This is a genomic window from Sphingobacteriia bacterium (assembly GCA_017304685.1).
Lineage (GTDB): Bacteria > Pseudomonadota > Alphaproteobacteria > Rickettsiales > 33-17 > JAFKLR01.
Genome location: JAFKLR010000003.1, coordinates 713,273 through 733,482, shown reverse-complemented (window position 1 = coordinate 733,482; position 20,210 = coordinate 713,273). Strand labels below are relative to the sequence as shown.

At 29.5% G+C, this 20,210-nt stretch carries 20 protein-coding genes and 1 tRNA gene; 13 read left to right on the top strand and 8 right to left on the bottom strand.

Annotated features, from left to right (window positions below; all coding sequences use genetic code 11):
* Window positions 1-90: 90 nt before the first annotated feature.
* Window positions 91-165 (bottom strand) — tRNA-Thr (locus J0H68_03505).
* Window positions 166-362: 197 nt separating this feature from the next.
* Between J0H68_03505 and mutS the strand changes: the two genes are divergently transcribed.
* The 7 genes from mutS to J0H68_03470 all read left to right on the top strand — a co-directional run bounded on the left by mutS (window position 363) and on the right by J0H68_03470 (window position 8,126).
* Window positions 363-2,954 carry a DNA mismatch repair protein MutS gene (gene mutS, locus J0H68_03500; GenBank protein MBN8827755.1) on the top strand — a complete coding sequence of 864 codons (2,592 nt, stop codon included), beginning with the start codon at window positions 363-365 and terminating at the stop codon, window positions 2,952-2,954.
* Window positions 2,955-3,054: 100 nt separating this feature from the next.
* A complete protein-coding gene (locus J0H68_03495) occupies window positions 3,055-3,861 on the top strand; it encodes a VacJ family lipoprotein (GenBank protein MBN8827754.1) in 807 nt (268 codons plus the stop codon).
* A 42-nt stretch (window positions 3,862-3,903) separates the two neighbouring features.
* Window positions 3,904-4,527 carry an ABC transporter substrate-binding protein gene (locus J0H68_03490; protein MBN8827753.1) on the top strand — a complete coding sequence of 208 codons (624 nt, stop codon included), beginning with the start codon at window positions 3,904-3,906 and terminating at the stop codon, window positions 4,525-4,527.
* Between the two features lie 117 nt (window positions 4,528-4,644).
* Complete coding sequence (locus tag J0H68_03485; protein MBN8827752.1) at window positions 4,645-5,397, top strand: hypothetical protein; 753 nt, start codon at window positions 4,645-4,647, stop codon at window positions 5,395-5,397.
* A 194-nt stretch (window positions 5,398-5,591) separates the two neighbouring features.
* Complete coding sequence (locus J0H68_03480; GenBank protein MBN8827751.1) at window positions 5,592-6,251, top strand: hypothetical protein; 660 nt, start codon at window positions 5,592-5,594, stop codon at window positions 6,249-6,251.
* Between the two features lie 263 nt (window positions 6,252-6,514).
* Complete coding sequence (locus J0H68_03475) at window positions 6,515-7,255, top strand: hypothetical protein (GenBank protein MBN8827750.1); 741 nt, start codon at window positions 6,515-6,517, stop codon at window positions 7,253-7,255.
* Between the two features lie 103 nt (window positions 7,256-7,358).
* Window positions 7,359-8,126: a hypothetical protein gene (locus tag J0H68_03470; GenBank protein ID MBN8827749.1), complete on the top strand. Its 768-nt coding sequence runs from the start codon at window positions 7,359-7,361 to the stop codon at window positions 8,124-8,126.
* 69 nt (window positions 8,127-8,195) lie between these two features.
* Here the strand turns inward: J0H68_03470 and typA are convergent, their stop codons facing one another.
* Window positions 8,196-10,034, bottom strand: coding sequence for a translational GTPase TypA (gene typA / locus J0H68_03465; protein ID MBN8827748.1), 1,839 nt, complete (start codon window positions 10,032-10,034; stop codon window positions 8,196-8,198).
* Between the two features lie 99 nt (window positions 10,035-10,133).
* Here typA and J0H68_03460 point away from each other — a divergent pair, with 99 nt between their 5' ends.
* The 6 genes from J0H68_03460 to J0H68_03435 all read left to right on the top strand — a co-directional run bounded on the left by J0H68_03460 (window position 10,134) and on the right by J0H68_03435 (window position 17,415).
* Entirely contained in the window at window positions 10,134-11,219 is a 1,086-nt protein-coding gene (locus tag J0H68_03460; GenBank protein ID MBN8827747.1) for a hypothetical protein, read from the top strand.
* Window positions 11,206-12,897, top strand: coding sequence for a hypothetical protein (locus tag J0H68_03455; GenBank protein MBN8827746.1), 1,692 nt, complete (start codon window positions 11,206-11,208; stop codon window positions 12,895-12,897). Before J0H68_03460 ends, J0H68_03455 begins: the two co-directional genes overlap by 14 nt.
* Complete coding sequence (locus J0H68_03450; protein MBN8827745.1) at window positions 12,854-14,047, top strand: hypothetical protein; 1,194 nt, start codon at window positions 12,854-12,856, stop codon at window positions 14,045-14,047. The genes J0H68_03455 and J0H68_03450 overlap by 44 nt, the downstream gene beginning before the upstream one ends.
* Before the next feature lie 135 nt (window positions 14,048-14,182).
* Window positions 14,183-15,790: a hypothetical protein gene (locus J0H68_03445; GenBank protein MBN8827744.1), complete on the top strand. Its 1,608-nt coding sequence runs from the start codon at window positions 14,183-14,185 to the stop codon at window positions 15,788-15,790.
* A gap of 310 nt (window positions 15,791-16,100) precedes the next feature.
* Complete coding sequence (locus J0H68_03440; protein ID MBN8827743.1) at window positions 16,101-16,547, top strand: DUF2383 domain-containing protein; 447 nt, start codon at window positions 16,101-16,103, stop codon at window positions 16,545-16,547.
* Window positions 16,548-16,629: 82 nt separating this feature from the next.
* Window positions 16,630-17,415: a hypothetical protein gene (locus J0H68_03435; protein ID MBN8827742.1), complete on the top strand. Its 786-nt coding sequence runs from the start codon at window positions 16,630-16,632 to the stop codon at window positions 17,413-17,415.
* Here the strand turns inward: J0H68_03435 and J0H68_03430 are convergent.
* The 6 genes from J0H68_03430 to J0H68_03405 form a co-directional block, all read right to left on the bottom strand.
* Window positions 17,412-18,188: a winged helix-turn-helix domain-containing protein gene (locus J0H68_03430; protein MBN8827741.1), complete on the bottom strand. Its 777-nt coding sequence runs from the start codon at window positions 18,186-18,188 to the stop codon at window positions 17,412-17,414. The two genes, J0H68_03435 and J0H68_03430, sit on opposite strands and share 4 nt — an antisense overlap.
* Window positions 18,185-18,418 carry a hypothetical protein gene (locus J0H68_03425; protein MBN8827740.1) on the bottom strand — a complete coding sequence of 78 codons (234 nt, stop codon included), beginning with the start codon at window positions 18,416-18,418 and terminating at the stop codon, window positions 18,185-18,187. The genes J0H68_03430 and J0H68_03425 overlap by 4 nt, the downstream gene beginning before the upstream one ends.
* A gap of 5 nt (window positions 18,419-18,423) precedes the next feature.
* Window positions 18,424-18,891 carry a hypothetical protein gene (locus J0H68_03420; protein MBN8827739.1) on the bottom strand — a complete coding sequence of 156 codons (468 nt, stop codon included), beginning with the start codon at window positions 18,889-18,891 and terminating at the stop codon, window positions 18,424-18,426.
* Window positions 18,892-19,024: 133 nt separating this feature from the next.
* Entirely contained in the window at window positions 19,025-19,261 is a 237-nt protein-coding gene (locus J0H68_03415) for a hypothetical protein (protein MBN8827738.1), read from the bottom strand.
* Complete coding sequence (locus tag J0H68_03410; protein ID MBN8827737.1) at window positions 19,246-19,554, bottom strand: AAA family ATPase; 309 nt, start codon at window positions 19,552-19,554, stop codon at window positions 19,246-19,248. The genes J0H68_03415 and J0H68_03410 overlap by 16 nt, the downstream gene beginning before the upstream one ends.
* Window positions 19,555-19,625: 71 nt before the next feature.
* A complete protein-coding gene (locus tag J0H68_03405; GenBank protein MBN8827736.1) occupies window positions 19,626-20,201 on the bottom strand; it encodes a hypothetical protein in 576 nt (191 codons plus the stop codon).
* Between the last annotated feature and the right edge of the window lie 9 nt (window positions 20,202-20,210).

The window sequence follows — 20,210 nt, the reverse complement described above, 5'->3', positions numbered from 1 at the left end:
TAAATGTCAATTTATATGTTAATAGTATTAATATTCATTAACTAAAAATTAACTTTTAATGCTTATATAAATGAAATTTATGGAGAAAAGTGGTGCCGTTAGAGAGATTCGAACTCCCGACCTATCGCTTACAAGGCGATTGCACTACCACTGTGCTATAACGGCATTTCAAGTTATGTAGATTTTTAAAATATCCAAAATTACTTTTTAGTCAAGTGCTTTTAATAATCTTTTTAAATATATTTTTACAGTACAAGAAAAATTGTTAAGAGATTAAAAATTAATATATAATTAATAAAATACTTTTATTTGCTTCTGAATTCTAATATTATACCTGTCAAAACTTAAATAAAAAAATATATATGACCCTTCCAACATACACTCCCATGATGCAGCAATATCATGCAATAAAAGAACAATATAAAGAATATTTACTCTTTTATAGAATGGGAGATTTTTATGAGCTTTTTTATGATGATGCATTAACGGCAGCGCCAGTTCTTAATATAGTTCTCACTCGCAGAAATCAGCAAAATGGTCAAGACATCCCAATGTGCGGAGTTCCATTTCATTCTTGTAATCAATATATAGATAAATTAATTAAAGCTGGTTTTAAAGTTGCAATTTGTGAACAATTAGAAACCCCTGAAGAGGCTAAAAAAAGAGGGTATAAAGCAGTTGTAAAAAGAGATGTAGTAAGAATAATAACTCCTGGAACTATTCTTGAAGATAATCTTCTTACCGCAAAAAGTGCAAGTTACTTAGCAGCAATAAGTTTTTTAAATAATACATATTCAATTGCATATGTTGATATAACAACTTCAGAGTTTAAAGTTGTTACAGTTGCAATGAATAATTTGCTCGATGAAATTAATAGAATAGAGCCTAATGAAATTCTTATTTCCGATAAACAATATAATAATGAATATTTGCAGCCTGTAATTTCCCAGTTTTCTAGTAAAATTTCAACAGTTGCTGATACATATTTTGATTATTTCAAAACCAATCATAAGTTAAAATATCACTTTAATATATTGCATAATGATAAGTTTTTTGAAGGTTTTTTATGTTCTGAAATTTCTGCATGCGGGGCTTTAATTGAATATTTATATATTACTCAAAAAACAATTTTACCAAAGTTAGAATTACCTAAAAAACAGGCAATAAATAACTTTATGCAAATTGATTATAAAACTGCTAAAAATTTGGAAATTACGTCTTCATATAATGATGAAGCGAATACGCTTCTAAAACTTATGGATATCACGGTTACCTTTGGAGGAGCAAGGTTATTAAAGAATATCTTAAAACACCCTTTAATTGATGCGACTGTAATAAATCAACGTTTAAATTTAGTAGAATATTTTTATAAAAATCCGAAGGATTCTGAATTTATAAGAAAAGAATTAGAACAATTAGCTGATGTTGAAAGGATTTTAGCGCGTATAGCAACTAAAAAATCAGGACCTCGTGAGTTAAGAGAATTAGTAAGAAGTATTGGAATTATAATGAAACTTCATTACTCTTTAGAGGAAAAAAGAGAGAAAATACCTGAAGAATTTAATATAATTTTAGCTCTTTTTTCGTCAAATATTTATTCGTTAATGCAAGAAATTGACAGTGCTATTCAAAATGATCCGCCTATAACTATAAAAGATGGTGGTTTTATAAAGCCAGGTTTTGATGCAATATGTGACAAATACCTAAATCTTCTTCAAAACTCAGAAAAATTACTCATGGAACTTCGAGATAAATACAGACAAATTACTGGTGTGAATAATCTTAAAGTTGCTCATAACGAAAATATGGGTTTTTATATTGAAGTTACACCTCAGCAAAGTCAAAAACTTGACGACAATTCTTTATTTATTCGTAGGCAAACTTTAGTTAGCTGTTCAAGGTTTATAACAGAAGAATTATCAGTTTTAGAAAAAGAAATTTTGCAGGCAAAAGATAGGCTTATATCACAAGAAAATGAAATTTATAATGCTTTATGTGAAGAAATTTGTAATCACTCGGAGACAATAATTAATTCTATAAATGCTTTATCACAATTAGATGTGTATGTAAGTTTTTCGAAACTTGCACAGGAAAATAATTATACTCGTCCAATTGTTGATGAAAGCGATAATTATATTATAAAAAATGGCAGACATCCTGTAGTTGAAAAGAATATTAGCAAGGGTAAATTTGCTATTTATCAAGGCAATGACTTATATTTTGATGCAAACACTCGAGTGTCCTTAATTACAGGTCCAAATATGGCAGGTAAAAGTACTTATTTAAGACAAAATGCTATTATAGCAATTATGGCGCAAATCGGTAGTTTTATCCCAGCGGAATTTGCGCATATAGGAGTCATTGATGCAGTATTTGCAAGAATAGGAGCGGCAGATGATTTAGCTAAAGGCCAGTCAACATTTATGGTTGAGATGTCCGAAATGGCAACCATATTAAATAAATCAACTTCTAAATCATTGGTAATTATTGATGAATTAGGGCGTGGAACTTCAACATATGATGGTATGGCTATAGCAGCTTCTTGTGTTGAATATATTCATGATAAGATTAATACTAAGTGTTTATTTGCAACACATTATCATGAATTGAGTAATTTAGAGGAAAAGCTTTCAAAATTAAAGAATTATACAATGCAAGTTGATGAAAGTAATGAAAGTATAAGCTTTTTGCATAAGGTTATACCTGGAAGTGCTGATAAATCATATGGAATATTTGTAGCGCATATAGCTGGTATCCCTAAAGTAGTTATTAATCGTTCAAACGAATATCTTAAACAATTAGAAAATAAAGAAAGAAATTTTAACATTCCGAATAATACACTGAATAATAATGAAATTTATGATCAGCTGTCAGGATTAAAAATTGATGAACTTTCTCCAAGACAAGCTCTTGATTTGTTGTACAAATTGAAGGATGTAATGGAATTGTCTTAAACTCTTCAGATTAAAATCTTACTTGCTATATAAACTTTTATTTGTTAAATTTAAAAGTAATTAGCTCAAAAGTTTTAATAATTTAATATTTGTTTAATCTATGCAAAAAATTATTGGTTCGTTAACAATATCCTTAATGTTAATTGCAGCTCCTTCGTCTAAAGCCGCAGGTTTGCCACATTCTACTTATTCTATAGTAACAAAGTTAAGTAACGAAACCCCACAAGATTATAAAAGTGACGATGTGTTCAATTATTATGAAGGTGATGAATACGGATATAATTATCATGAACTAAAGGACCCATTAGAAGGTTTTAATAGAGGGATCTATGCATTTAATAAAACAATAGATACTGTTGTATTAGAGCCAGCTGCAAGAATTTATAAAACAGCTGTGCCATTATGGGGAAGAGATAGAGTTAACAGTGCGCTTAATAATTTAGGTGAGCCGGTTAATTTAGTTAATAACGTACTTCAAGGAAAATTTGAAGGCGCTATGACAAATTTAATGAGGTTCTTAGTGAATTCAACAGTAGGGTTATTTGGATTATTTGATATAGCATCAATGAAACCAGATTTACAACCTGCTAAAGCCAGTTTTAATGAAACCTTAGCACATTATTGTGCAGAACCAGGGCCATATATTGTAATTCCAATTTTAGGGCCATCTTCAGGTAGAGGTACAATTGGTTTAGCGTTTGATGCATTTGCAGATCCATTTAATTATACATATATCACAAATAAGGACTTTGTAACAGCAAGGTCATTAGTAAGAATAGTGCATAATAGGCATTTACATTTAAAAGAAGTTAAAGATCTTCGTGCAATAGCACTTGATGAATATACGATGGTAAAAAGTGTTTATTCTCAAAAGGTTGTAAAAAATAGATGTTTTAAAAATAATTAAGGTTGTTATACTTAATTATATGAACTTAAGAAAGGGTTAATTATGTTGAAAAAAATATTTCTAGCAAGTGTATTAGTAGTTTCATGCTTAAATCCAGCAATGGCAAAATTTGTTGATAGTAAAAATGCAAAAGAATTCGTTGAACAATTAAGCCATGATACTTTAGTAATCATCACTAATGCTTCACTTAATGATGAAAAAAAGTTTAATATGTTATGTAATAAATTCATTAGTAACGTTGATACTAATTGGATTTCTAAATTTGTTCTTGGTGCTCATTATAGAAAGCTTAACGATGTGCAAAAAAAAGAATTTGCAGAATTATACAAAGATTTTTTAGTAAATTATTATGTGCCTAAATTCAAACAGTTTAATGAAGATGTTATTAAGATTTTAGGTGTACATGAATTAGGTGATTATAGATTTAAAGTATCTACTATAATTGATCGCAAAAAAGATTTTGACGTTAAAGTAGATTATTTAGTTAAACCATCTGAAAATGGTGACCCAAAAATCTATGATATAGTTGCTGAAGACATAAGCATGGTTACAACTCATCGTTCAGAATTTACTTCAGTAATCTCTCAAAAAGGTTATGATGGAATGGTAAGTTACTTAAGACAAAAAATTGACTCTCAAGTAAAAAATAGAGCTGTAAAAAGCTAATAATTTTTTATTCCCATATTTAAGGTGGTGTGTTTATTCACGCCACCTTTTTTTATTTCAAAAATTATTAAAATCTCTAAACTTAAATAAAGGGCAATTTAAAAGCTTAGGTATTATATGTTAAAGAATGAGGCAAATAATAGAAGACATGTGAAAGATATTTTTGAAGTAAAAAATGCTGATAATAATTTTGAAGTGTTTGTCTCAAATTTTTTTTCACGTGTAAGCTTTATTGAAATTAATACTGAAAAACTTTTAAACCTTATTAGTGAGGCAAAGGAAAAGGGAATTGATCTAAATAAATACCATCCTTTACGTGATGATAATATTTTAAATGCTGTTTTGAGTCATGCACACTTCGACTTTGAAAATAGGGATAGAGAAAAAATTTTAGCAATTATTGATGAACTTGCAAAGAATGAATTTGATTTCAATTCGCTAGATAGTATTGGTAGAAGCCCTTTAATAAAATTTATTTCACCTATTTTAGAAAAATGGCAGCGTGACCAAAAAGAATTAACAGGAATGCTAATGGGACATCCTTCTTCCGTAGATAATACATTTAAAAGAGTAGAAATTTTAAAGCAATCACTAAAAAAAACTTTTTTACAAAAAGATTTCTTTTATGAACTTATAACAAAATTAATAAAATTAGGTGCTGATCCATTGTTAAAACATCCACATACTCAAACAGACTTTATAGATTTAGTAAGACATATAAAAACAATGGGAGTTGATACTACATTTTTAGAAAAAGCAATAATTGATGGTTTAGAAGCAAAAAAGGCCAAGGAACTTTCTTTAGAACAAACTAGAAACGAAGTTGAGAAAAAAAGAAGCAAAAGCGAAGGTCACAAGCAAGGTAAGTGATATATTATATTATTAAATAGCTAGATTTAAATAATAATTTAAAATCAGGCCTTCTTAAAATTTCTTTATTTATAACTAACTTATAAAAATTTAAATTTCTAATTCTCATAAATTTATAAATATTGAAAAATCTAAATATAATATTAGTATATAAAATTCATATTAATATTAATATCATATTTAGGATGAAGCTTATGAAAGCACATATTGAGGAAATTGAAAAATTAGTTTTAAAAGAAGAAATATCCGATGAAAAAATAAACGCTATTAAGGAAATAATTGAAGAGCATTTTAAAAAGTCAGGATACAATAATGAAAGTCACTTATTTTGTATGGGTTTATTAAGAAATATTTTTCTAAAATTGCATAAGTTCACTAGAAAGGATCGTGAAATAGTTATAACATCAGTTATTAATTTTTTGGTTGATAAAGGGTTTTTAACTAATGCGGCGTTCCGAAAAGCTCCTAATGAGGCTCCACAATTTATTCATTTAAATGCTTTGGAATTATTATTTGATAGTATACTTACTGCATCACTTGATTATAAAAATAATGAGATTAAATCTATTAATGAATCAAAAATATTAGTTACCTTAGCTGCTACCTTACTTCCTACATTAAGTGAGGAAGATTTAAATCAAAATTTAGTAGCGAAATATTTTAGTAAAGCTTCACAGCATACCATCGCACGCTATTTGAATATAATGAAAAATTATGGCTTTAAAATTGATGAACTTGAGAAAGTATTAAGTATTAGCCCTAAAGGAAATGATAAATCTATAAATCCTAGTCAAAATTTTAGCGAAAGAACTGAGAAGGTAAATAGTCCTAATCTATCAAGCAAAAATCTCTAATATTTGTTATTAATTTTTATAATAAAAAGGTTTGTATTATTAGCTTCAAACCTTTTTATTATCTTAAATGTCCAAATGCAGTCCTAATTAAATTAATTTAGCGCAAGTTTTATCTAAATTTTAATAATTCACCAATTTTTTCAAAATTATTTTTCTTTAATAATCAATAATCTAAAATAAATTATTAGTTAATATCTAATATATTAACTAATAATTTATAAATAAAGGTAATAATTAAATTATAACTACAAAAGAGAAATAAAATGAAACAAATGTATCAAAAATTTAGCAGCATTAAAGATCAATATAATAAATTACAAAAATTTATGACTGATAACCATCTTTTATCGGTTAAAGAATTAACTAAGACTAAAATAAAATTAAATCCTATTGATAAAAATGAATATACCCTATTTGAAGCATTAGAAAAACTTAATAACGATATTGAAAATGCTTACAGTGAGTTACAAACAAATATAAATGCTCTTGTAAAAGAAATAAATAGCGGTGCATTTGAAGATAAAAGAATAAAAAAGCTTGATAGTGAAATAGCAGAAATGGGTAAGTTTTTTGATGAAGTGATGAAAGGTGAAGAAGCTATTAAAAATTTGTATGATAGTGTTAGAGAGGTTATAACGAGTAAACAAGGCTATAAAAATGGTGCATCAAATAAAAGTAACAAAAAGCTTTCGGAAGTGTCCGAGAAAAGTCTATTAAATCCATTAAATATTATAAGTAAAATAGTGGGTTTTTTAAAGAGCGCAATAAAATCTTTTACCGAAGCTCTGGATCCTATGACAAATATAAATCGGATGAGAAAAGATTCACAGAAATACCATAACGTTCAAAACAAACTTTTAAAATTAAAGGGAAAGTTTTGGGAGCAGCAAAGTATTACCATAGAATCAGGTGTCTCATTTCGTCGAAACAAGGAATCGTGGGAAGAAAAAATGCAATCTGAAAAGAAAGCAATTGAATCTTCACCAGCTTCTAGAAAAATGTAAGTTACATATAGAAAAAAGGTCAAAGATTATGTCTTTAGACCTTTTTAATTTCTTAAATAAATTTTTGTATAAGGCAAAAGATAAATATTATTAAAGGTTGATTATGTTAACTAATGAACAAATAAATGAAAAGTTAAAAGAAATAAATGGTGATTTAGATACGATAAAATTATATAGCTCAATAAAAAAATTTTCACAATTAGACACTCCTCTCGGAGCCGCATCTAAAGAGTATACTTATTTAAATTTAATGAGTAAAGTAAGTGATAATTTAAGTGAGTTATCTAAGGAATTAACGACACAACTTAATAATCTTCCAGATGGTGACAGTGATAGATTAAAAAGTTTAATCAAAACAGTAGATAGGCTTAACCGTGTTCAGGAAAGAGCATGCAGTAATATATTACATCTTGATACAAATCCTATGGTTAGAGGTAAAAAAAACAACTTAGATAAGTTTACACAACTGCAAAAAAAAGAAGCTGAACAAGTTATTCAAGAATATACAAGTATAGCCGCTAAAATTTCAGATTTTTTTAAATCAATAGCTAATTTATTTGGTGCTAAAAAAGAGCTTAATTCTGAAAAATTAAATAGTAAACTTGAAGAATTAGCTAAAGTTGGAGATAAGTTAAATTCAACTTTCGATAAATTAAAAGAAAATAAAAAGCAGCTTTCAAGTTTGGATAATAAATTAAGTGATAAAGCAGAAATTGCTAAACTTGGGACGGATGATACTAAAGAAATCGCTTTAAGAGCTAAAATAATAGAAAAAGCTAATGAAAAAACTAAAAAAACTGGAAAAAATAAGAAAAGCGTTGAATATATTTATAAAGTACAAGGTACAGAGAAAAATAGTAGAGGGTATTAATTATACTCTTTAATATTTAAAATAAATAATAAAGGCTTAAATTTCTCTAAGCCTTTATTATTTTTATATTTACACTTCACCCGACGCTTTTTGACGAGAAAGTTTTTTACGTTCATTAGGATCAAGAATCGCTTTACGAATTCTAATGCTTTTTGGTGTAACTTCAACTAATTCATCATCTTCAATATATGAAATAGCTTCTTCCAAAGTTAAGATTTTTGGAGGTGTAAGTCTTATCGCTTCATCTTTAGAAGTTGTTCTAAAATTTGTTAGTTGTTTACTTTTAACTGGGTTTACTTCTAAATCATTATCACGGTTATGTTGGCCAATAATCATACCAACATAAACTTTTTCTTGTGGGTTAACAAACATTATGCCACGATCTTCTAAATTCCAAATTGCATAAGCAACAATTTGACCTGATTCTGTAGAAATAAGCACACCGTTTCTACGACCAGTGATTTCACCTTTGTGTGGTGCATATCCATGGAAAAGACGGTTCATAATACCAGTACCACGTGTGTCAGTTAAAAACTCACTTTGGTAACCAATAAGACCGCGAGCAGGAACATGGAAAATAATTCTTGTTTTTCCACCACCTGATGGACGCATATCAGTCATTTCACCTTTACGAAGGGAAATTTTTTCTACTACAACGCCACTATATTCTTCATCAACGTCAACTACTACTTCTTCAATTGGCTCAAGTAATTGGCCGGTTTCTTCATCGCGCTTAAATAGTACACGTGGACGTGATACAGAAAGCTCAAAGCCTTCACGACGCATTGTTTCAATTAATACGCCTAATTGTAATTCCCCACGACCTCCAACTTCAAATGCATCTTTATTTGATGATTCGTTAATTTTAATTGCCACGTTACTTTCAGCTTCTTTAAATAAACGATCACGAATAAGTCTTGAAGTTACTTTGTTTCCTTCAGTGCCTGCAATTGGCGAATCATTTACAGAAATTGTTACTGCCATTGTTGGTGGGTCAATTGGCATTGTTTTAATCGCTTGTGTACATTCAGGAACGCAAATTGTATCTGCAACAGTTGCTTCAACAAGTCCTGCAATTGCAACAATGTCACCTGCTACAACTTCATCGACAGGAATACGTTCGATTCCTCTAAATACGAATAATTTAGTAAGTCTTCCTGTTTCAACTTGTTGATTATCTAAACGAAGCGTTTTAACGCTTGAATTTACTTTAATGCTACCGCTATAAACTTTACCAGTTAAAATTCTTCCTAGGTATGGATCAGATTCAAGAATTGATGCAAGCATTGCAAAAGGTGCATTAATATCAACTTTCGGTGCCGGTACATGTTTAATAATTGTATCAAATAAAGGCTGTAATGAATCAGACTCTTCATTTAAATCAAGTTTTGCCCAGCCAGAGCGTCCTGAAGCATAAATTGTTGGGAAATCTAATTGTTCATCAGTTGCGTCAAGTGCAACAAATAAGTCAAAAATTTCATTTAAAATATCATCTGGACGGGCATCAGATCTATCAATTTTATTAATTACAATAATAGGTCTTAAACCTAAACCTAAAGCTTTAGTTAAAACGAATTTTGTTTGTGGAAGAGGTCCTTCAGCAGAATCAACAAGTAATACTACGCCATCCACCATATTTAATACACGCTCAACTTCACCACCAAAATCTGCGTGGCCTGGAGTATCAATGATATTTAATCTAGTATCATTAATATTAATTGAGGTACATTTAGCTAAGATGGTAATACCTCTTTCTTTTTCTAAATCATTAGAATCCATTACCCTTTCAGCAACTTGCTGATTTTCACGGAATGTACCGCTTTGCTTTAACATGGAATCAATAAGAGTAGTTTTGCCGTGGTCAACGTGTGCAATAATTGCAATATTTCTAATTTCGCTTGGTAACATATGTTATATTCTCATTTATTTAAAAAATTATATTTGATTTAAAAAATATATAATATTATGCTTTATTTTGAGTAATTTATATTTCTAAACCTTGAAACAATGCGTATAATATCAAACATTCTATTAAAAGTAAATAAACGTATTAAGTTTTCTCAAGGCTTCAGTTTAGTTGAAATTGCTTTGATTATTATGGTTGCAGGAATGATCATGGCAGGATATGTAACTTGGATTGCGCCTTCAGCTAAAAGCCATTCATTAAAATACTTGGAAACTAAACAAAAAATAAACGAAATAAGCGAAGCAATAGAAAAATTTGTCGGTGCATTCGGCAGGCTTCCTTGTCCTGCATTAAATTCTCAAGCTTTCGGAACAAGAGATGCTGTGACAGGTAGATCATTTGCTGTTGAAAATATGACCGGAACGAATTGTAATGCATCATTCGGGTCAGTTCCAACCTCCGCTTTAGGTCTAAGCCCCGATATGATGTTAGATGGTTGGGGTAGAAAAATAACCTATTCAGTATCAAGTAGTTTATGTGGCCCAACTGGTTGTACGGTAACAACTTATAATAATGGAGCTGCAACATTACTAACTATAAATGATGCAACAAGTGGTACAGCAATTTCAACAACTGGAGCTTACTTACTTATTAGTCATGGGCCAGCCGGAAGAGGAGCGTATGGTCAAAGTGGAGTTCAGTTAGCAGGTGGTGTTACAGCTTCTGAAGATGAAAATTTTGATAATGATAATATATATACTCAGGGTATAATTTCATCAACTTACCAGCATTTAAGCTTTTACAGAAATAAAACAGATTTAGACAATCTAATCTATGATCCAAATATAAAATTTGTTGATTTAATTACATGTCAAAATAATAGCACGCAACTTGCAGCGATGAATACTAATATTGCTTATGCAAATGGTGTACAAAGTTTAAGAGGATTAATTACCGCTACACAAGTTACTATAACAAGACAAGATGAAAACAGTACTAACCAAACTTATACATTAAATAGAGCTGATGAGGCTGTACTCGACTTAATGTGGAATTTACAAGAAGCATGTTACATTTTATATCCAAGTGATATGCCTACTAACAAATCGTGCCCTGGTGGCGCTACTTATAATGCTTTAGAAAATAACTGTAGATGTGCGAGTGGGACTTGGAATGGCTCTTGTTAAGAAAAAAAGTATATTAGCTTATACCATAGCAGAACTTGCTGTATCAATTACAATACTAGGTGTACTTACCTCAATTGGACTTGCAACACTTGGTAAAGACAATTTAGAAGAGCGTTATTCAAAAACTTTAAGAAAAACAAAAGTAATTGAACAAGCTATTTTTGATTATTATAACCAGAGAGGTTTTATTCCATGTCCTGCTATTGGTAATTTAATAGAAACAAACGCAAGTTTTGGAATAAGCGAAACTTACAATACAACTTCACTTGAATGTGAAGGAGGATTAACCGATAATACTGGTGCAGTTCCTGTAAGGACGCTACAAATTGATGATGATTACGCTTATGATGGCTGGGGCAGAAAATTTACTTACCGTGTTTCACGCGGAATGAGTTCAGTTGTAGATTTTTCTAATACAGATAATAAAGGTGATATAGTCGTTGTAGATGTAAATGGTGCAGAAATTACAAATACCGGTAATTCACCTCCAAATAACTTTGGTGCTGTATATGTTATCGTAAGCCATGGTGCAAATGGTGACCAATATGCGTGGCGCAGAAATAACACCACAACTCCTGTTGCCCCAACAACCACTGTTGAATACGAGAATAGTGATCATGGATTAAATAAAATTTATATGCAAAATATTCGCACATCAAGTTTTGATGATATTTTAGCATTTAAAACTAAAGTGGCTTTTTTAAATAATAAAAAGGGAAGAGCTCCTTTAATATTTTCTAAACTTACTTGTAGTAACGCAAAATATTTCTCAAGTAATACAGTTTCTACTACAGCTTTTGTTACTTCTACTTTATCTGATCAAATTAAAAGTACCGCTATTGCCATTGGAAAAATGTGCGATAATCCACCAAATATTTGTTCATTTAGGCCTACGGATGTTTCAGATCTTGTTGTGTGGTATGACGGAACAGATCCAGCAGCAACAGGAACAGCGCCAGCAGCTGGAAGTAGAGTAGCAACACTAGTGAATAAAGCAGGGAGTAGTTATAACGCTACTCAAGGAACGGTTGCTAACCAACCTACTTATACAACTACTACACAAATTCCAACAACTAAAAGAGGTTTAGATTTTTCATCTACTTCACAACAATTATTAGTGGATTTAAGAAGTGCAATATATAGTGGAGGAGTAGGAAGAGATTACACTATTTTCTTTATGGGAAAAATGGGATACGATAGAAATATCATAAATATATCTTCTTCATGTACTGGAACTTTTGCTGCAACACAACATACCTCCCTTAGATATAAATACGGTACTAATAATTTTGGTGGCGTTGGTACTTCAATGTATAATATGCTAATTTTTTCAAGCTGGAATTATGACCTTGAACTTTATGTAGATCAAAATGATATTGAAGATATACCTATAATAACAGCAGGAAGATATTGTTATACATGTACTACACCTGCTCCAAATAACATGCTTGGAACTTCACTTTATTTTTATAGTAAAAAAGGTTTATATTTAACAGGAAGAAGAGTATCGCATAGAGGTGCAAATACTATGGCTTGTTCTTCAAATGCGGCTGGAATGTATATATCGCCATCATTTTTAGGTGAGATGCTAATTTATAATAGAGCTTTAACTGATAAAGAAATTTCGCAAGTAAATGAATATTTATCAAACAGGTGGTTTAATAATGTTTGTAACTAAGTATTTTTTATTATTTAAAAATTCTATATATTTCTTATTACAGACTTCTATCATATTAGCATTTTTCTGTCAGAAAGAGGCATTTGCGGGAAGGTTTTGTCCCACAGATTTGATTTCTGACCCAAGATCTACAAATAGTACGAGCGGTTATGATTGTACATGTCCGGATGGGCAATATTTAAATTTTAGAATGGACACACAAGAAACTAAACTTGGAAATTGTAGAGATAATTATACCTATAAACTTGATATAACTAAATATAATACAGGTCCAATTTTATGGCTTGATGCTGCAAAACCTAGCATTTCAAATTATGCTTTGCACGATCAAATCGCTTTTGGTGCTGCTTATACTGAATATTTTAGTACATGGACTGATAGATCAGGGTATGCAAATCATGCAAATCAAGCAGTTGTAGCGAATAGACCATGGCTTATTCAAAAAGCCGCTACTTATCAATATGGTGTACAAGGGCATCCGCGTCCATTTTTATATTTTCAAAATACTGCTGTTGGCGAAGTGCAGTATATGTCAGGAAGTCTTGTAGATGGAGCATCAAATAATTTCAATAATGCATTTACACTTTTTGTAGTGGTAAAGTTTGCAACTCAACCTACAACTGCTTCAACGGTATTTAGAGTACATAATGGTGGGACAACGGTTTTTGAAGTCGTAAGACCTGCAAGTTCAATGAATTTAAATTTAGTAGTAAATGATGGGACAACCAACCCTACTTTAACAAACTCCGTAACACCATTAACTGATTCTGGCCCTTCAGATGTTGCTATAAATAATGATACTCATTTAGCAGTTTTTGTTGCAAGGCGAATTCCTGTAAATGCACCTACAACTAATTCATTAGAGTATTATTTAAACCCTTATCAATTTAGTACTTCATCTGAAGTTGAAATTTCTCCATCTCGTTCTGGTAGACAAAATTGGTTAAGTACAGCATATGCAGGTAATTTGACTAATTTTACAGGGTATATAATAGGGTCACAGACAAACGCCGGAGTTCAAAAATGTTATCAATGTCATGTCGGTGAGATTATCCTTTTTAATAGATCGCTTTCTCATGGTGAAAGAAGAGAAATTGAAATGTATCTAAGACGTAAGTGGGGAATTATACAAAACTTGCCAAGTGCATAGAATTAGAATATCACTAATAAAAATTAAAAAGTTATTAAAAGGTATAGTATGCTTAATTTTTTATTATTGATATTCTTCACGTTTAACGCTATTTTTAATCCTGTTTTGGCAATGAATTTGAAACAGGAGAAAAATATGCTTGAAAGTTTACCAAACAAAGAAACTTTATTTGATGTTAATCAACTACATGAATATCATGAAGTACTTAGCATTTTAAACAAAATTTATAATAATGACCAAGAGCGCGTTCGTGAGGCTTTAACCGAAGTTCTAAGTTTCGATATGGGAATGAGTTTTCAAGGAAAAACCTTTAAAAGTAAAATTAAAGAATTAAGAGAAAAAAATCCTGAGGCTCTTGAAAAAATAAATAGCATTTTAAATAGAAATAGGCCGGAAAAAACTCCTAAAGTAAATTTATTTAATGAACTTGAAGGTTCAGATACATTATCCGTTTATCCATTTGAAAAATCTGATATTTCAGAAGAGGGATGGGTTGTTTATGAAGATCAAAAAACCGGGACAATTTATGCAGGGCTTGCTCTTTCAAAAAATTATAGAACTGCGTATATTGCTCCATTCGCAGGATTTAAAGAATGTTTTGGCTTTGCAACTGCAAAAGATTTACAAGAAAGGGGAATGAATTTTGATACCCATAAATTAACGCAAGCTATGCATGATATTTGGGTTGAAGTTATTAGAGAAAATAACTTTAATGTAAGTGCTGTTAAAAGCATTCCTGCAGAAGTTATTAGAGAAAAATTAAAACAAAGAGGAATTGATTTTCCAGATAATAAAGACGTATCTAAAACAGAAAATTTATTTAGAGAAGCTTTAGAAGAAATAAATTTAAAATTAAGTTTATTAAATAAAGATCCTAATACTAAAATAACTTTCATGGGTAAGCTTGATAATACTATTGGTAAAACTTCTGGGTTTAATGGAAGAAGGCCAGATAATGCAATTGTTCCTGCACTCGTATTTACTAAAGATGAGAACTTAATTAACACAATAAAAGCTGGTGACGATTGTGTTGGTTTTGTTTTAGTTCCAATTGCTGATTTAAAAGTTAATCGTGATCCTAGTGCAAAAGTTCTTATTACTCTTGATAAAACAAATGCAAAAGAAATGATTAACGAAAATGCTTTAAAACAAATTAAAGAGCAATTTAAAATTGATTTTACAGCCGACCAAGTTAAAGCTGTTAAAGATACTAATAATTATGTTTTATCACATTTAGGTGCTGCTCTTCAAAAATCACTTAAATTTATTATTAAAGATAAGTCAAAAGACACTGTGTCAAATGTCAAAACTTTAATTAAAAGGTATCAGGAAATTTTAGGAAGTTATTCAATCGATAATGTAAACTACCCAAATATTAATGAAGCACGTAAATTGCTTGAAGCTTATAAAACAAATGAGCTACCAAATTTATTTGGTAAAGAAGGACAACAGTTTTTTGATGTAGTTTCAAAACTTGCGGAGTATTCTAGTCACTATCAGAGCGTATCATTATCATTAAACAAAGCATTATTAAGTGGTAATGTTAGTTTAGAATATATTCAAAGTGCTAAAAAAGTTTATGATAATTATTTAATTGCTTTAGAAAGTGATTTAAATAAAATTCTTGATAAAACATCAGAGAAAAAAGTTGCTGCAAATAATAATGATATTACTTCTACACGTGAAAACGTTGAAAAGATGGAAGAAATTGAAATTAGAAAATCAGCGCAATTCAAACTTTAATAATTTAAAAGGTAGAAAGAATATTCTTTCTACCTTTTTTCTTACTTGCTTCACAAGTACTTCTAATAGCCTGGATAATCAAGCTTATCCACGTATTTTAACCCTATTGAAAATGATAAAACTTTAAATAAAAGTTAAAAATATAATAATTAAAAGCGAAAAAATGCATTTTTTTTAAATTAATGTTTGCGTTACAGATTTATGAGGATATACTTAATATTCAGTGGCTCATAATTATTAATTTTAATATATGTTTAATTATATTTTAATAGAGTCATTTGGTAATTTAAATTTTAATAGGAGGTACACAATGGTAACACTTGTTGGCACTCAGACTGAGTTCTTAGATGCGGTAAAAGATCTTATTGAGTTAGATTACGATGCAGCAGAAGCATATGATGCTGCAATTAATAGATTAGAAAATAACGATTACAAAGAAAAATTAAGACAATTTAAAGAAGACCATGATCGTCATACAAGAGAATTAACAAATCTTGTTCAAAAGCATGGTGAAGAAGCACCTGATGGACCAAGCGGTAAGCAATGGTTGACTAAAGGTAAAGTCGTTCTCGCAGACCTTATGGGTGATAAAGCAATTTTAATGGCTATGAGAAGCAATGAAATTGACACTAATACAGCTTATGATCGTTTATTAGATCATGAAGGTATGTGGGATGATGCAAGAGAAATCATTAAAAAAGGCTTTGAAGATGAAAAACATCACAAAGCATGGTTTGATGAAATTTTAGGTCACTAATAACCTTTTTACGTCTCCCACGTAAAAATTAAAGGGTTCTAAAATTTTAGGACCCTTTAATTTTCTAAAAAAGGAGAATTTTATGATTCGTCTTAGAAAAACAGATTATTTGCTTATTTCTTTTCCTATAATATTACTTTTAATTTTATTTTTTATCGGGCAAATTCCTCAACCTCATGGTTATAATAATTTTGCTGATAAAAGAGAATTCTTTAATATACCTTTTTTCCTAAATGTAATTAGTAATTTAACGTTTATAATTCCTGGTGCTTATTGGTTTTATTACTTTAACAAATATAAAAAATTTACGTATGAAAAATTCGCTAGTAAAGCTGAATTTAGTGCTTATTCCTTTTTTTTCATATTTTTAGTTTTTACAGGAATTGGTTCTGCTTATTATCATACTCATCCTAATAATCAGAGTTTATATTTTGATAGATTACCTGAAACCTTAACTTTAATGGCTTTAACATATGCAATTTATTTGGAAAGAGTTAGCTATAAATTAGGTGACAAATTAATTGTTGTTGTAATTCTTGCAACCATAACCTGCGTTGCCTGGTGGGAATTATCGGAAGCGCATAATTCATCAGATTTAAGGCCAATTATTTTTATTCAGGCTTTTCCAATCTTAGTACCTATAATGTTATGGTTTTATCCAAATAAATTTAATGAAACTTCTTATTTAATTTTAAGCTTAATTCTTTTTGTTTTTGCTCGTATCGGTGAAGTTTATGACAAAGAAATTTTTGCTTTAACAGACCATTTTATTAGTGGTCATAGTTTAAAGCATATTTTCGGTGGAATTGCAGGGGCCTTCATCGGTTTTTATTTAAATAAAAGAGAATTAATTAATAGACTTGGTTAAATTTTATTTTCATGCATTAAAATTAAGTTTTGTAATTCTTGAAAAATTATTTGTACTTCATTTTTATGCCAATCTAACCATTCATCTTTAGTTATTGCAAACTCGCTTATTCTACATAGTGAAATATATGTTCTAAGCTTTGCAAGAATAAATTGAATTCTTATATAATGAAAATCGGTAAAATGAGATTTTAATTCTTTTAAAATTTTCACTTCAGATTTATTAAAACTTTCCGTAAGTGAAGTTAAATCGTCATGAAAAGGAATACGATTTAATATAAATCTATTATCATGTTTAATGATTTTTGCTTTTGATGTTAAATTTATAGAATGTTCTATTAAACCTTGAATAAGCTTTAATTCTGAAACTAGTTTAGAGTTTTTTATTTTTACAATATTAGTGTTTGAGGATGTAGAGGGTTCTTTCCAATTTAAAGGTAAATTGTAACCAATTCCTCTGTTGTTTTCTATTATGTTTTTAAGTGACGGATGCATTTTACTTAAAATATTTCTAAGTTCTGACATTTTACGGTGTAAACGTGTAACATCTGGGCAAGATATTTTATGAGATTTTAAGGCCTTTTCTATATATTCATAGGTTAAGGGACTAGGATGATTATTAAATAATAATCCCAGTAATGTTGCATGAAATGGTTTTAAACGAATTTCCTTATTTATTTCATCAATATTTATTCTAAAAGTTAGAGCTTTAGAATCGATTGTAAATACGTTTTTAGTAAAGCTATCTTGTAATTGCTTAAAATTACTTTTCATATTACCTCATAAAATATTTTATTTTTTTTTATTTTAATTATTTTTACTTCTTTAATTTCATTAATATTAGTAATGTGAGTGCCCCCGCAAGGAACTGGATTTAAATTACCTATTTGAATTATTCTTAAATTTTTGTTTTCAGGAACTTCATAAGGAAGATTTGGTAGCTTTGCTTTAAGTTCATTAAAGCTTACTTCTGTAGAATTAATTGGAAAATTATAAGAGATTATTTCAACTAATCTTTTTTTAAATTTTGGATTATTTCTGCATTTAAGATGTTACTAAATTCAACATATGCTTCGTTAGGAAATTGATGCCCTTTTATTGCTTTAATTTCTGGGTTAATTTCTTCAACTAAATTACCAATTAAATGTCCAATTGTATGGTATTTGGCATTTGTAATTCTATTATCACTATCAATTGTAATTTGAACTTCCTGATTAATTAAAGAAAAGGGTAATTTTTCATTTTTCGTATAATGTCTAATTTCCTTATTAATAAGCTTTACAATAGAAATTAAGATAACTTTATTTTGAGAAGGAATATAAATTGTTCCAATATCAGAAGGTTGACCTCCGCCCTGTGGGTAAAAAATGGTAGAATCAAGTAGTAGGTAATTACCCCGCTCATCTTTGCTAATGTCTATTATGCGTGCAATGTCATTAAACTTATATGTATCGTATAAGTAAGTAGTAATTGTCATGTTAGTTTTCCTATAATATTTATAGGATTAATTTAATATTGTTACATTTAAATGTGTATGACTATAATATCCTAAAATTAGGATAATTCTATAAATTTATCCTAGAATTGTCCTAAAAGTATAATAAGGTAATTTATTTAAACACTTTCTCGCAAATTGTTTTAGCATTTTCATTAGCAGAGAGATTGGTGTTATCAATTGTGAAATTGTATGGTCGGTTATTATGAATTCCTTCTTCAAGCTGGCTGCGTGCAAAACCAATTGGTCTATCGCCACGGTTTTTCTCGCGTTCATCTAAAACTGGTAAATTACAAATAACGCCAATAAATATTGGATTATAATCTTTTAAATAGCTTAAATAACGCTCCATATGTTCATTTGCATAGGGCCATCAAGAACCGTATCAATACATACATCAAAACCTTGTTTAAGAAGTAAATTGGCGGAGTTAAGTAAAATTTCTCTAATTACTATCTGACGATTATATCTTTTCTCTCCCCATTCTGCTGTATGATTATAATCTTCTCTAAACATTTCAAAATATAAATGTGCCATGTTACCAATTTCAACATGTGCCAGTTCAGGTAACAATTTTTGTAGTTCTTTTGAAACAGTAGTTTTACCACTACTTGAAGTGCCATTAAGAATAATACATTTTCCCATACAAATTTCCCTAAATATTTTTTAAAAGAATAATGTAAATATCGTAAAATGCTAGTTTTTATATTTGCAACCTATAGTTGTATATTTAGCAAAGCCAAAGCATTTGCAACCATTTTCTCACGATGCAATTTCCAGGAAGTTGTAATTTCTTTATGAGAGGCGCTAGGATTTTTTACAAGAGTTTTTTGAATGAAATTAATATAAGCCCATTCATCTTTAGGTGGTGCTTTTTCAACTTTTCTTTTTTGATATTCATCTTTCCAAAAATTGGCAAATTCTTGATAGGTTGGAGGAGAACCTTGTTCCCATTTCTCATTAATCCAGTCTATGCCAAAGCTTGTGAAATGGAAATAATTTCCAATTAAGGTTTTTAGAAAATTTCTAGTTTTAAGATCATTTTTATAAGCACCTTTAAGAATTAAGGTGCCAGGGCTTAATGGATAAGTAAGTTTAGAATTAGCTTTTGATTCCTTTGGAAAGGGTTTAAGTGCTTTTTCCTTTCCAGTTCCAAGGAAATGTTTAATGTTACTTATTATTTCCCCTTTTTTACCTTTAGGGTTTAAACCTAAATTAAGGGAAATTTCTTTTAGTTCCTTTACATTCGCAAAATGCAAAGCTTCAATTATTTCTGGTATATTTTTATTCATAAAAACAAT